This window comes from Teredinibacter franksiae, from assembly GCF_014218805.1.
GTDB classification, from domain to species: domain Bacteria; phylum Pseudomonadota; class Gammaproteobacteria; order Pseudomonadales; family Cellvibrionaceae; genus Teredinibacter; species Teredinibacter franksiae.
Window position 1 is genome coordinate 3,689,318 of record NZ_JACJUV010000001.1, and the last position, 13,494, is coordinate 3,702,811.

The 13,494-nt window shown below is 47.7% G+C and carries 10 protein-coding genes; 8 read left to right on the forward strand and 2 right to left on the reverse strand.

Annotated elements, in window-relative coordinates; genetic code table 11:
* The first annotated feature begins 1 nt into the window (after position 1).
* Genes H5336_RS15625 through H5336_RS15635 form a run of 3 tightly spaced genes read left to right on the forward strand, consistent with a single transcriptional unit; the run spans position 2 to position 1,920 of the window.
* Positions 2 to 679 (forward strand): polyphosphate polymerase domain-containing protein, encoded by a 678-nt coding sequence (locus tag H5336_RS15625; protein WP_185235180.1) that lies wholly within the window; start codon positions 2 to 4, stop codon positions 677 to 679.
* Between the two features lie 8 nt (positions 680 to 687).
* Positions 688 to 1,509, forward strand: a complete 822-nt coding sequence (locus tag H5336_RS15630) for a metallophosphoesterase family protein (protein ID WP_185235181.1) — start codon at positions 688 to 690, stop codon at positions 1,507 to 1,509.
* 9 nt (positions 1,510 to 1,518) lie between these two features.
* Entirely contained in the window at positions 1,519 to 1,920 is a 402-nt protein-coding gene (locus H5336_RS15635; protein ID WP_185235182.1) for a hypothetical protein, read from the forward strand.
* Positions 1,921 to 2,045: 125 nt separating this feature from the next.
* Here H5336_RS15635 and H5336_RS15640 read toward each other — a convergent pair whose 3' ends face one another.
* Complete coding sequence (locus H5336_RS15640; RefSeq protein ID WP_185235183.1) at positions 2,046 to 3,995, reverse strand: endo-1,4-beta-xylanase; 1,950 nt, start codon at positions 3,993 to 3,995, stop codon at positions 2,046 to 2,048.
* 279 nt (positions 3,996 to 4,274) lie between these two features.
* Between H5336_RS15640 and H5336_RS15645 the strand changes: the two genes are divergently transcribed.
* The 5 genes from H5336_RS15645 (at position 4,275) to H5336_RS15665 (ending at position 10,811) form a co-directional block, all read left to right on the forward strand.
* Positions 4,275 to 6,296, forward strand: a complete 2,022-nt coding sequence (locus H5336_RS15645; protein ID WP_185235184.1) for a TonB-dependent receptor plug domain-containing protein — start codon at positions 4,275 to 4,277, stop codon at positions 6,294 to 6,296.
* Complete coding sequence (locus H5336_RS15650; protein ID WP_185235185.1) at positions 6,293 to 6,859, forward strand: YfiR family protein; 567 nt, start codon at positions 6,293 to 6,295, stop codon at positions 6,857 to 6,859. Before H5336_RS15645 ends, H5336_RS15650 begins: the two co-directional genes overlap by 4 nt.
* Positions 6,860 to 6,864: 5 nt before the next feature.
* On the forward strand, positions 6,865 to 8,910 hold the full coding sequence (locus H5336_RS15655) for a putative bifunctional diguanylate cyclase/phosphodiesterase (RefSeq protein WP_185235186.1): 2,046 nt from the start codon (positions 6,865 to 6,867) through the stop codon (positions 8,908 to 8,910).
* Positions 8,911 to 9,681: 771 nt separating this feature from the next.
* Positions 9,682 to 10,611, forward strand: coding sequence for a histone deacetylase family protein (locus H5336_RS15660; protein WP_185235187.1), 930 nt, complete (start codon positions 9,682 to 9,684; stop codon positions 10,609 to 10,611).
* Positions 10,608 to 10,811 carry a hypothetical protein gene (locus H5336_RS15665; RefSeq protein WP_185235188.1) on the forward strand — a complete coding sequence of 68 codons (204 nt, stop codon included), beginning with the start codon at positions 10,608 to 10,610 and terminating at the stop codon, positions 10,809 to 10,811. The genes H5336_RS15660 and H5336_RS15665 overlap by 4 nt, the downstream gene beginning before the upstream one ends.
* A gap of 8 nt (positions 10,812 to 10,819) precedes the next feature.
* Here the strand turns inward: H5336_RS15665 and H5336_RS15670 are convergent, their stop codons facing one another.
* Complete coding sequence (locus H5336_RS15670) at positions 10,820 to 13,069, reverse strand: TIM-barrel domain-containing protein (protein WP_185235189.1); 2,250 nt, start codon at positions 13,067 to 13,069, stop codon at positions 10,820 to 10,822.
* Positions 13,070 to 13,494: the final 425 nt, after the last annotated feature.

A 13,494-nucleotide genomic window follows, 5' to 3' on the forward strand; every position in this document is an offset into this window, starting at 1 on the left:
CGTGGAGACTCAAAGTTACCGTTACGAACGAAAGTTCGTCGTAAACCAAAGTCGTATTACGGGGTTGTTCACGTTGTTGAAGCATGGTGTACTTGGTTTTGCTGAAGCTTACCCCGAAAGAAAAATCAACAGCATTTATTTTGATGATTTGGCGCTCACCCAGTGTGCCGAGAATATTGATGGTATAGGGAAGCGCACAAAAATCCGAGTACGTTGGTATGGTGACAATAAAGGGATGGTGGTTAACCCTAAGCTCGAATTCAAAATCAAAAGTGCGTTAGTTGGCCGAAAAGAAATATTTCACGTTAATACCTTTGATGCTAATGGCTCTACACGGGATATTGTAAAGGCGTTGTTGGCGTCAGACTTGCCGCAAGACGTAAAGTTGCGTCTGCGTACGACTTCGCCCGTGGTGCAAGTGAGTTATTGGAGAAAATACTTTGAATCGCGAGACGGTCGCTATCGGCTGACATTTGATGATCGCATTCGATACTTTAATGCCGGTAACGGCGTTGTTCGCGGAGCCGGAAACCGGGATGATCGCAATATTGTTGAATTGAAGTATGATGTTGATAATGATGTAGAAGTGGAGCGCATTACTAATCGTTTCCCCTTCCGGTTGAGTAAAAATTCAAAATATGTGAACGCCATTCAATCCATTTATAGATTAAAAGTATAGGCAGCACTATGACAATGCTAATGCGTGTTGTGTTGCTGATGCTGGTATGTGCCAGTATCAGCGCTTGCAAACAAAAAGTCGATGAGGGCCCCTTGCGTGTGGCGTTTCTATCGCACACTTACCACTTGCACACACATAAAGATATTCAAGCTATGTTGGTGGATAGTATTAACAAGGCAAATCCAAAATACATATTCTCGCTGGGTGATGTTGTTTTGGTGAACGATGCTTACCGCTGGGAGCATGCTAAGGCATTTCATTCCGGTTTTATGTCGCCAGTTTACTACTCACCAGGCAATCATGATTTGCATAGCTTTTACGAAGTGGAGAGCCTAGAAACGAATCGCCACTATCCTCAACGGCGGCAGGAATATATTGATCAAATTGGATATGTGAATAAACACGTTCAGGATGATAGGGCAGATTTCATTCTTTTCAACTCCAACGACCCCTATGTCACAACTAAGCCTTTTCTCGATCAGGCCATCGCAAGTGCAAACCCGGACACTCCGAATTTTATGCTCACCCATCATCCCATATGGATTGATCGATTTGGTAAAAACTGGATTCAGTGGTACTGGAAGAGTATTAAACGCGAAGAGGTTGCGCCTCACCTGAAAGACTACAAACGTATTGTGGTTGGGGATGTTTCCGGTCGAATCCAAAATCATGAATTCGATGATACACCGGTTACTATGGTGGGTATTGGCAATGATGGAGATCCGATATTTTGGGTGCTCGCAACGCTTCAGGAAAACGGCGATTTTACCTTCGAGGAGCAGCATATTCAGTTGCCACTTAACCACCCTTATTTAAAGAAAAAGCACTAGGAGGTTGTCATGAAAACAAAGAAAACTTTTTCTGTTCTTTTTCTGTTTTGCCTATTTGTGGGTGTTTGGAGCCTGCCGGCCTACAGTGATATTCGACAGCAGTTGGTCGGCCAAGTGTGGAAAAAAGAAAGAGCGAATACGTTTAAAGGTGATTTAACCACGCTGTGGATGTTTTTTGAGGATGGCACGGGAATCGCTTATCAACGTTTTAATCGTAACGGTAGCATAAAGACACTCAACCATAGATTTACCTACATTATTGAGCAAAATAGAGTAACGATTCAGGAGGAAATTGATAAAGAGTGGGAGGGCTTGTACGGCGTTACGCACTGGACCTTGCAGCAGAACCAATTAATCGGTGATGTGAAGCTCGGTAAGAATCAATTGGTGTACACACCGGTTCAAATTTGAATCGCGAGCCTTGTTGAAAATACGCTAGAGTGTTGTAGGCTGAAAATGCTAGTTGCTAGCTACCCGCTCACGGTTGAAGCGGGTTTGGTGTGGCTAGCGGCATAGTTGAGTTGCTGTGATTGTTTTTAGTCTTTGGGTGAAAAGGTGAAAGCGTTGTCGTTACCCTTTGCAACCGTAAAGTTGAATGTCTGGTTTTCGCCATTTACAAAAACTATGGCTTCGTATTCTCCGTAAAAGCCCCGCTGAGAATATTGTCCTTCTGTATTTGTTTGCCCCTTAAAGTTATTCCACCAAACCGTATATATCTGGTTTTTCCACGCCGTGGCATTAGGTTTTTCTCGCCACTCTTCGGTAAATAGCGCTGCTTTTGGTGAGTAGTGAGCCCCCGCCCAAAAACCCCATAATTGAACGCCAACAGTAGCTGGATGGCTGAACATAATGGTGAGAAAGTCACGCGTGTAGTCCGCCTGTAGTTCTTCATCTTCACTGTTCACATCAAATTCCGTAACGCGAATATCAAGCTCTGGAAAGGCGGTGTTATAGCGGTTGAGAATGTTGTACACCAATTCAATTCCGGTGGGCGAATCACCAAAGTGCCCCTGCATGCCTATACCGGTAATCGGTGCTTCATTGTCGACTAGGTATTGAAGCGTATCTTCAAAATGTTGCTGGTGTACTGCATTGCGGCCGCCGGCCGAGAGAATGCTGTAGTCATTTAGGTAAAGCTTGTGGTCGGAAAGGTTGGTTCGGGCGCGGTTGAACCAGTCGACCATTACTTGATCGCCAAAGGCGTCCATTAGATAGTGGTTGTCGTAGGGTTCATTGATTACATCCCATTCATCTAGATAATTGGCTGAAGCGCTGGCAATGTCATCAATATGGCCGAGTACAGCCTGCTTGGCTTGAGGGTTGGCACTAGCCGGGTCGCCTTCAGGTAAGTATTTTTGCATCAGCTTGGGCAGGTTACGTTTAGACGGCCACACCATGACATGGCCACGGGTGTATAGGCCGTTATCGCGCAGCCACTGTAGGCCTGCAAGGGTTTGGACCTTGTTATAATTGTTACCCCACTCGCCTTCCCAGGGGGCCCACTTCAAGTCGTTCTCTGGGCCGCTTTGGTTAAATAGCTCCAGTACTTTTTCTTTATAGAGAGTGCTGTCTCTATCGTTACCCGCCAGTACTTTACCGACTGTGACAGAGCCAAAGTGATAGGCGTGCTTAAGGAGGTTGATGTCAACGGTGGCGGCGCTTGCAGGTTTGCCATCGGCGCCAATTACGGTGATTTCGAAGTCGCCCTTGCGGTGCAGCTCAATCCGCTCGCTGGCGGCGGCACGCCAGCTGGCATCTTCCGCTCGGCCTTCGTAGCTGGGGCGTGTACTGGGCAGTTGGGAGATATCGAAATCACCGTAATTATAGAGCTCCACACCGGCAATATCGAAAACCTGGACCCTACTTCCGGCACCAAAACCGAATTTTAGCTCTAGGTTACCGCCCGCTTGGGTGTCTGTGACGGTCGCTGGAAGGTAGTATTCAACCCATTCGAAGGAGGCGCTGACCTCTCGGGTAAGGTATTTGCCGTTGGTACTGATATCTTCCAGAAAAACGGTTACGAAGCTATTGCCCGACTCATATGTGTTTTCCACTGAGCGCATAAAAAAGTGTGCCAGTACCACATCACCGCTTTTCAGGCTGGTGGTTACCGGAAACATCAGTTGTCCCTTCCAGAATTCACCTGCAGGCCGCTCTACGCTGATACGTGACGCGCGGGAGAAGTCTTCGTGGTCCACTTCGATAATGGATTTATTGCCAACAGCGGCACCATCGTTTACGCCTTCCCAGAACCGAGCGTTGCCGAGGTTGCGGTCAATAATAAGATTGCCGCCCGTAGGCACGCCACCTGTGCTGGTGTTGGGCAGGATAGTTGGGGTCGAGGCTGGCGCTGTGGTTGGTGTTGCTGTTGGTTGTTGGGTGGGGGTAACAGCTCCGTTGTTAAGCCTTATATCGCCCCCGCCGCTGCAGGCGACGATGAGTAGGGACGGCAATAGAGTTGCCAATAGTATTTTTTTTATCGTCATTGTTAGGAAACCTCTTAAGCAATCTTCAATGTAAGGCTTTGCTGTTTCTGGCTCTGAGTACTTCCGTGCGCGCTGCTTGGGGCCAGAGTTCAGAGGGAGCCCCTAAATTGTACGGCGGTTTTGCGTCGCGTGTGAACTCTAACGCCAGATTAAAGCACCTTTGACGTATCGGCAAACCCTAAAGCGACCGCCCTATGCTCTGCCAATTCAACTGCTAGACTAAAAATTGGGCCTCTTATGGCTCCAGTTTGATGTGGAACGAGGACGGAAGATAGTTTGATGAAAGCTTATGGAAACACGGTGCTGGTTTTGGCTCTGCTGCAAGCCTGCCATGCTTTTGCCGAAAATGACCAAATGACAGCCGCCGATCTAATTGAAATGGATTTCGAAGATTTGGTGAATATGGATGTAGAGATCGAAAGTGCGGGTAAGAACAGCTCTAGGGCCATGGATTTACCTTACGCGGCTACGGTCATTTCTGCCAGTGAGATTCAGCAGAGTGGGGCCGCCAATATTCCCGATGCCCTGCGCTTGGCTCCGGGTGTTGTTGTGGGGCAAATATCCGCGGGTGAATGGGCTATAGGCATTCGTGGCGGTGAAGGCCGATTTTCTCGTTATGTGTTGGTGATGATCGACGGACGTATTGTCTACAACAGTGTATTCAGTGGCGTGAATTGGGACGAACTAAACCTCTCGTTAGACGATATTGAGCGAATTGAAGTGATTCGCGGCCCGAATGCAGCGTCATGGGGCGCCAATGCTGTGAACGGGATCGTGCACATTATTACCAACAAGCCGGATGCAGCGCGTGCCTCGCGGGTGAAGGCCTGGGGTGGATCGAGTGATCGTAGAGGTGTTTCTGTTTCTCATAGTATGGAAGTAGACAGTGACTGGGCATTAGGGGTGTCGGCTTTGGGGCAGCAGTGGGGTGGTATGAAAACGCTCTCTGAGGATATCTATGAGGCTCCCCACAAAAACTGGAGGCTCGCCATGAGCCTGGGTCGTGAGCTGCCGTCCTCTGCTACGCGCTTTAGTGCCGATGCCTTTGGTGTTGATCAGGTCACTGAATGGGGCTGGGACGACTTATCCTCGCTTTCGAACGTTACCCAAGACAACCAAGAAGATAAAAGTGGGTGGGCGATACAACTTGCGCACCAGCAGTCTGTGTTTGAACACGGGCACTGGAAGCTACGATTATCGGCCGACAGTACAAAAAGAGACACGGATCTCTACCAGTGGGATTCGTCTAACTATCAGCTGGACCTAGAGGTAGCAGGTAGCTGGGGCAATCACTCGCTTGCTATGGGATTGAACAACCGAAACAATGACTCTACCGCCATCACGCCGCCTAATTTCGTTCTGGCGTTGGTACCGGAAAGGCGCAAACTCAATTACTTCGGCGTGTACCTCAGTGATCGCTGGGACATCACCCGCCAGCTGGAGCTTACCTTAGCGGCACGCCTAGACGATAACGAAATTGGTAATAGCAGTTTGCAACCCTCCGCCCGTTTATTGTGGGCACCGAATGACTCTCAGCGGCTTTGGATGGCTGCTTCAAAGGCGAATACTTCTGCGTCGCGCGCCTTAAAAGACATAACTTCAGTGGCCTATACCATTGAGAGCCCGAAGCTGAGCGGCACGCCTTACCCGGTGGTGGTGGTATTGGGGCGCAATAAAGGCGACAGTGATGAGCCAAGTTTATCGGCGTTAGAATTCGGCTACAGGCAAACGTTCGAACATTTTAATGTCGATATTGCCCTATTTGATTTTGAGTATAAAAATGACGTAACCGTGGCGTTAAAGGGGGACCCCGTTCTACGTTTTAGTGCAGATTATCAGCCGCAGTATATAGAAGTTAACGGAAGCTTCAGTAATAGTGAAAATTACTCGAGTCGTGGAGGCGAGCTGAGTATGCGCGGCAAGTGGGTGGCTAACTGGGAAAGCCAACTGGCTGTATCCAGGGTGAGGCGTTTGGAAGATGATGTCGGCTGGAGTTCCAAGGTTTCTTTTTTGAATTCAATCAGCCTGGCCGAGAATTGGCAGTGGAATATTTGGCTTCGTTACAGCGATGGAGATTCGGGATCGGGAGCACAGTATTCGGCATCACGCGGATTGCCTGATGTGCATAGCTATGCCGTTGTGGATACCAATTTATCTTGGTCGGCAAGTAATAATGTGGAATTGACCTTAATCGCTAATAATTTGGGTAGCGATCATACCGAGGCGCGGCGGGAGGAGTTTGTTACAGAGTTGAGAGTTGTAGAGCCCTACGCTCTGCTGAAGGTGGGTTATACGTTTTGAGTAATACTGGTTTCGCTAAGTTACAACGCAAAACAGTAGCGACAGGCTTATGCTGGCTGTCGGCGTTGCTGTTAGGTGTTTTCACCAGCTCGTCAGTTTCAGCTGAGCCGGATATTCACGCCCTGCGCAGCGCTTATCTGTACTATTTTTCTCATTTCATTTCATGGCCCGATGACTCAGAATTCCCTCAGTCCGAATTAAATTTGTGTGTTCGTACTGACGATAAAAAAGATCAATTCCAATTAACCACAATTGACAACAAATCGTTGGGAGCCAATACCCTAAAAATCGTATTGCTGGCCCCCCGAGGGGTGAGTGCATTGGCTAGTTGCCATATGTTGTATGTGGCCGAAGAACATCGTGAGTGGTTGGCAGCTATCCGCCCAGAAATTTCCGTGCGCACGCTTTTAATAACGGAGGGCCTGTTAGATGAACGAGGCGTAATACATTTATTTATGCAAAATAGTAAATTAAAATTCAGTATCGATAACCGATCGCTGGTAGACCGAAATTTTAAAGCAAGCTCAAAATTGCTGCGGTTGTCCGTTCGTAATGGAGCCTAAATTGTATGCGGCTTAGCAACCTAACTTTTAGGTCTCGTATCGTTGTTGTTACTTTGTTAGCCACGGTAATTTCCGGTATTGCCAGTGGCGCAGCCATTTTTTGGAATTCAGATCAAGTTGCACGTTACGTGCTCCTTTCTCGAACGCAAATTGAAGCCAAAATAATCAGTGAAAATATTGCTGCCTCTGTATTGTTTGATGATTCCGCCTCCGCCAGTGAGATATTAGCAACGATCAAAGCCGATGCTGCCGTAATGCAGGCAACACTAACTAAAGAGAATGGTGAGGTATTTAGTCGCTATCAAGATATTGAGTTTCGCGAGGGCGAAGCCAACACCATTCATATATTGCGCGATATTGTATTCGAAGGTCGTACCATTGGTCACTTGAAATTTGTTGTATCAAAACAAGAAGTGTACGAGCAAAATTTTGCTAATATTAGTTTTTTAGCGGTATTGCTATGCCTTGTTTCATTGTTGGTGTATCTCCTTATTCGCCCAATCGTTGGCTCAATACTTGTTCCTCTATTAAACTTACATAACGTTACCGAAAAAATTGCCAGCACCCGAGATTACGCCTTAAGGGTACCCATAAAGTCCGACGATGAAATAGGCCAAGTGAGTCAAATGTTCAACCATATGGTTGAACAAATTGAGCATCGTGACGTGATGTTGGAAAAGCAGGTGGGGCAACGTACAAACCAGCTGGAAAAGCTGGCGGAGGAGTTTCGCTTTCGCGCGTTTCACGATAGTCTCACTGGATTGCCTAATCGTGCGCTGCTGCACGAACGTTTCGAATTTAGTGTTCAGCATGCGCGTCGATCCAATAGTTACTTTGCGCTATTGCTGCTAGACCTAGATGATTTCAAAACGATAAACGATACCAAAGGACACGAATTTGGAGATGAACTGCTTATCGATGTTGCCAGCCGACTAAAAGACAATGTGCGCGCAGAGGATATGGTATGCCGGTTGGGCGGAGATGAGTTTGTAGTGCTGCTAAACGATTTAAAGGAGGCTGAATCTGTAGGGGCCGTAGCCGAAAAAATACTGCGTAAATTGGGTGAGTCGTTTACCGTTAAGCACGAAAAAGTACGTACGGCGGTAAGTATTGGTGGCGCGGTATTTCCTTTTCACGGTGAAAATTTGAGCACCATAAAGCGCAATGCCGATGTCGCCATGTATCGTGCTAAGGATGCGGGTAAAAACCGATTTTGCCTGTTTAGTAAAGGCATGGAAGAAGATGTTAAATATCGGTTGATGATTCAAACCGATTTGCGTACCGCGCTAAATGAAAAGCAGTTGGAGGTGTACCTACAGCCCAAGGTAGACCCAGCAAGATCGTTGGTTTTGGGTTGTGAAGCACTGGTTCGCTGGAATCATCCGACTGAAGGCTTTCTTACCCCCAATAAATTTGTTCCCTATGCTGAAGAAGTAGGGATGATAGCTGAAATAGACTATTTTGTTATTCGTCGTTGTTGTGAGCTTCAAGTTGAGTGGGAGTCGATTCTTACACAGCCGATTCCGATAGCGTTCAATCTTTCGGGGCGACATTTTCATGACAATAAAATTGTTCATGTGTTGGCGGATGCGCTGGAAGAATACGGCATTAATCCAGACCTACTAGAAGCCGAGATCACCGAAGCTGTATTGATTCAAGATCCGGATAAGGCACAAAAAATTGTGCGTGAAGTTAAAGCCCTAGGGTTGGGCATTAGTCTAGATGATTTTGGTACCGGGTACTCGTCGTTAAATTACTTAAGAACGTTACCTATTGATACGGTAAAGTTGGATCGTTCATTTGTTGCTGGTATTGATACCAATCTGCAAGATAGAAGGTTAACTCGCGGTATCGTGTCGTTAGCTAAGGGCCTTGACTTACAGTTGGTTGCTGAGGGCGTTGAAAACGAAAATGAACTTGCCACCCTGCAAGATCTCGGCTGTCATTGTATGCAGGGGTATTACTTTTTGCCGCCTGCGCCAAATCATGAATTTCTTCAGTGGTATCTAAAAAATTATTCCCTTAAGCGTGCAGACAATATGTTGCGTTAGCTGTGAGTTACTTTTTCGGATTGGTAGGGTGTGCCGGTGGGATAGCTGTGGGTGCTCTCAAAACACGCGGGCTTGTTACAGGGGGGGGCGCGTAAGTAAGAGTGGCACCCTTGCCCGTCGAAGCGCGAAACCCCGGATACTTTTTTTCACGTTGACACACGACTATATGGAAGTAAAGCGACATAGAAGGCCAAAGCTAAGTCGCCACCAGCCTCTATCAGCGGCTCTTTAGATAGGGTGATTGTCCGGCGTTCTAGAAACTTCTTTGCTGGCTATTCAATAGATTCAATAGGGTAATTAACCGATGTTTAGCGTGAGTTTCTACAGCGTCTTTATAGGCCACTATATTCTTGCCTATAGCCTAAACCCGCCTAAATCGGTTTGTATTTATCGATAGCAATTATAAATGCGTTTTGTTGTTCAAAGAGGGTAAATGAAGTCAGCGATTTAGACGAGTTTTTGCTCCATTCCCACTGTTCCGCTGATTATCGCGCGGTTTTCACGTTTTGATCTATCGAGGGCTATTGACGAATAGCTGGGTGATGAACAGCCGCGTGATGTGGATATTGAGGCCATAAGACATCGCGATCACAACAATGAATATCTGTCGTTGCTGTTCCTTGGCGTGGGCTTCACGTCATGTCGGGGGGCAGGTATGGCCGCCCCTATCGGGTATAAAATTCAGTGATGATAATGTATTGGGAGCAACCATTTTGGTCGCAGTCATGTAAAATCTAGGTTATCGCTATTCGAATAATAGAGAGATTTTTGATGCCGGTAACTGCCTACCTCACACACCCCGTTTGTCTGCAGCACGATATGGGCGCAGGGCACCCCGAATGCCCCCAGCGCTTGTCGGCCATTAACGACGCGCTGGTGCATGCTCGAGTTATGGATTTTCTGCGGTGCCGTGAGGCGAAGCCTGTGGAAGTTCACCAGCTTAAGCGAGTGCATACCCGTGACTATATCGCCAGTGTGCACAGTGCTGCACCTGCAGAGGGGATGATTGCGTTAGATTCAGACATTAGTATGAACCAGTATTCGCTCGAAGCTGCACAGATGGCGGCAGGTGCAGCTGTGCAGGCGGTAGACCTTGTTATGCATGGTGAAGCAGACAATGCTTTTTGTGCGGTGCGGCCTCCGGGGCATCATGCAGAGCGCGAGCGCGCTATGGGGTTTTGTATCTTTAATAATATCGCTGTTGCGGCGGCCCATGCGCTTGAGCACTATGGTCTTGAGCGAGTAGCCATTGTTGACTTCGACGTCCACCACGGCAACGGTAGTGAAGATATTTTCAAAAATGAGCCTAGGGTGATGCTGTGTTCGTCATTTCAGCACCCTTTCTACCCCTATTCCTGTGGCCCATCGGCTGAAGGGCATTTGGTGAATGTTCGACTACCAGCCGGCACTGACAGCGAAACATTTCGGGCAGCCCTAGAAGAGCAGTGGTTTCCCCAATTACGTAGATTTAAACCGCAAATGATTTTTATTTCCGCAGGCTTTGACGCCCATCGCCGAGACCCTCTAGCACAACTAAACTTACTGGAAGCGGACTACAGTTGGGTAACGCGAGAAATTAAAAAGCTCGCGGAGCAATGTTGTGAGGGCCGGATTGTGTCTTCGCTCGAAGGCGGTTACGACCTACAGGCTTTGGGTACGTCAGTGGTGGCTCATATAAAAGTACTGTCGGGGCTGGAATGATTTTTTATAGTTGGGCCTCGCAGCACAATTGTGTGTCTACGATGGATGTAAAAGACCACAGAGTGGCCTTCCGCGCGCGCTTTATGGGAACGGCCTACAGTGTGGCCTGCTTGGAAAGGCAGCCTGCCTTCCGTTACGCAGTCCAGTCCACCTTTCATAAAGCCTTGTTAGATCGTGTAGATGCTAAAGCTAATGAATAGAGGTGCCCTCAATATTGGATTGAAATATCGATAGGCTTGCCTTTTATGGGGGTGGTGGTTAGCACCTTACTCACACTATCGAATTCATATTCTATTTTGTTGCCATTCAGGTTAACGGACTTCGGTTTTTTATCGAGCAATACCTCAATGACGGCACTTACTGTTAGTGACGGCCCCGTAAGGCTTATTTGCTTTTTGAACGATTTAAGTTGAAACACCTTCTTCTTGTTACCGTCTTGCCGGTCGATATACTCGAAAGCTGTTTCTGCACGCCCTTTACCTGGCCATGCATGCAATACGAGGTTTTCAGCATGGTTTTTCCACAATTGGGTATTACCGGTGCGTGTATGGCCTGAAACAAATAAGGAGTTACGTTTTACAAAGCGTGGAAGTTTTTCCGGCGGTGCTTCAATTTCAATGCGCTTCCCACCTTTATAGAGCATGCTGGGGTCGTCGAAATCTCGCCATTCACCTATGGGGAGGTAAACGCTACGGCGCAATGTTTCATTAAATACTGGCGCGACCAGTAGCGCATCTCCTAGGTAAAATTGATCCCACAGTTGCCAGGTGTTTTTATCGCTTAGGTGCCGATAGGCCATTGGCTGCATTAACACACCATTGTGGTGGCTCGTATTGGCAAGCGAATATAAATAGGGAAGTAATTGCATGCGGTCTTCACATACGGCGCGTAATTTTTTTTGAAAGTCCTCGCTGTAGCGCCAGGGCATACGGTCGCGGCCTTCGCCTCCACTACCGTCAAATTTTATTTCAAATAACCCCGTCATACTGCCTGCCTGCATCCAGCGTAGATAGAGATCCTCTGGAATAAACCCCTCACCGAGGTAGCCGCCGACATCGGTTCCCCAAATAGGGAACCCCATAAACGATGAGCGCATGGCGTTGGCGAAATTAGCTTGCATGCCCTCCCACGTTGAGCGCGGGTCTCCGCCCCAGATGGCGCTTAGGTAAGGCTGTGTGCGATGGAAAGCCGTACGGGCAAAAGTGAATTGGTCGTCGCCGAAGTGCTCGCGCAACCCTTGGTCGTGAATCTTCGCCGAGAGATAGGCATACTTATTCCGGCGTTCGAAGATGGGGGTGTTGTCGTGCCATAATTCATATTCAGGAAGGCGTTCGTCCAGGCGGTCAATTTTGTGTCCTTTTATGCCCAGTTGATATTGATTGTTGGTTAGAACGTTCTGGTAGGCTTTCACGGAGGGCTGGTGAGAGAGGTCGATATAGCTATAGCGGCCTTCAAACTGCTTCTCAAAAATGTTATCGCCGAAGGTGGCCGGTGATACCCAAGTCATAAATTCAATGCCGAAGTCGTCGATTATTGTTTTAGTCCACTCTTCAGGATTGGCGAATTTTTTGTTGAAATTCATTTTCGACCATTCGTGGGCGCCATCACTATAGGGGCGGTCTACAAACCACCCTGTAAAGGGGATTTTACGATCGGTCATTTTTTGTAGATCGTCGATAATTTCGGCGGCGCCACCTGAATTTGCATCGCGCCAACCAACCGGGCCAAGCGCCCATAGAGGAATTTTTTTAGGGCTTCCAATTAAATCGAAATAGGCCTTATGTATTTCGCGGCCGTCTCCACCGATGAAAATATGCCAGTCTAATGTGCCTGTTTCGTGGTGGATTTTGTTTTTACCGTTGATGGCAAAGTCGTAGCGACCTCTAGCAAAGGTATCGAAGAAAGCGCCATAGCCGAAACTGCTCATGTAAAACGCGGAAAACGCCGAAGCGTAGTTTTCGCGAAGAGCATTGGCATGGCTAACGGTATCTATCGTAATCATTCCCCCCGTGAGATCGGGTGATAACTGGTTGTCGGGTTGGAGCGGTTCAGATAATCCAAAAAAATGATCGCCCAGGTAGTGGAATTCCAGCGTCACCTGCGTGGCCCACTTTTCGTCGGCGAAAAAATGGAAACCGTTTTCGCTGGCGGTAATAGTTATGGTAAGCGGGTGTGGGGCGTTATCTTCCGCCGAGCGATGAAAGTCCACAGCGGCGGGCATGGATGCGCTCAACTGAAGGTATTTGTCATCGCGCTTTGTAATCACCCAGTTGTTAACCGTTTTGTAGTTAAAGGCGATCTTGGTGACATGCAGAATGGGCTTGTTGTTGCGATAAATTTTTATTGAATTATCGGCGACGCGCAATAGCGCTTCTCCGGATTCGATGCTGTTCGCAAAAACGACTGAAGGGGCAATCAGGCAGACAACCGTTACCCAAAGAAAACGCAAGAAACTCATAATAGGGGCACCTTTACTCATTGATTTTAGTCTCTGCGCGAGCTGGCAAGCCTTAGTGTAACGTGAACTGCGCAGCGGAAGGCTGATTGCCTTCCCAAGCAGGCCAACGCTACACTAAGGTTTGCCGGGCCGCGCCCTTCTGGGCTTTTTGTGCGAGCCATGCTTGGCGTTAAAATTTTCGCCAGGCCACTAGCATACTTATAAATATTGTTTGCGCACGAACCGCACACAAAGCCAGAGGCCAAAAGCAATTTATAGCGGTGCCCATTGGCCTTTTTCCAAAAAAGTTCACAGTTTGAGTTGATGTAGCCGTGAAAAAACAGTGGAAACTCCAGTAGCCAGTAGCCAGTAGCCAGTAGCCAGTAGCCATGTAATGAAAGCGACCTTCTTGATTTTAGGGTATTTCACATAAGTGGTTTTAGCTT

Excerpts from the sequence above, each read along its gene's own strand:
- H5336_RS15630 (WP_185235181.1), top strand. The coding sequence starts at position 688 with ATGACAATGCTAATGCGTGTTGTGTTGCTGATGCTGGTATGTGCCAGT.
- H5336_RS15635 (WP_185235182.1), top strand. The coding sequence starts at position 1,519 with ATGAAAACAAAGAAAACTTTTTCTGTTCTTTTTCTGTTTTGCCTATTT.
- H5336_RS15640 (WP_185235183.1), bottom strand. The coding sequence starts at position 3,995 with ATGACGATAAAAAAAATACTATTGGCAACTCTATTGCCGTCCCTACTC.
- H5336_RS15645 (WP_185235184.1), top strand. The coding sequence starts at position 4,275 with ATGAAAGCTTATGGAAACACGGTGCTGGTTTTGGCTCTGCTGCAAGCC.
- H5336_RS15655 (WP_185235186.1), top strand. The coding sequence starts at position 6,865 with ATGCGGCTTAGCAACCTAACTTTTAGGTCTCGTATCGTTGTTGTTACT.
- H5336_RS15660 (WP_185235187.1), top strand. The coding sequence starts at position 9,682 with ATGCCGGTAACTGCCTACCTCACACACCCCGTTTGTCTGCAGCACGAT.
- H5336_RS15665 (WP_185235188.1), top strand. The coding sequence starts at position 10,608 with ATGATTTTTTATAGTTGGGCCTCGCAGCACAATTGTGTGTCTACGATG.
- H5336_RS15670 (WP_185235189.1), bottom strand. The coding sequence starts at position 13,069 with ATGAGTTTCTTGCGTTTTCTTTGGGTAACGGTTGTCTGCCTGATTGCC.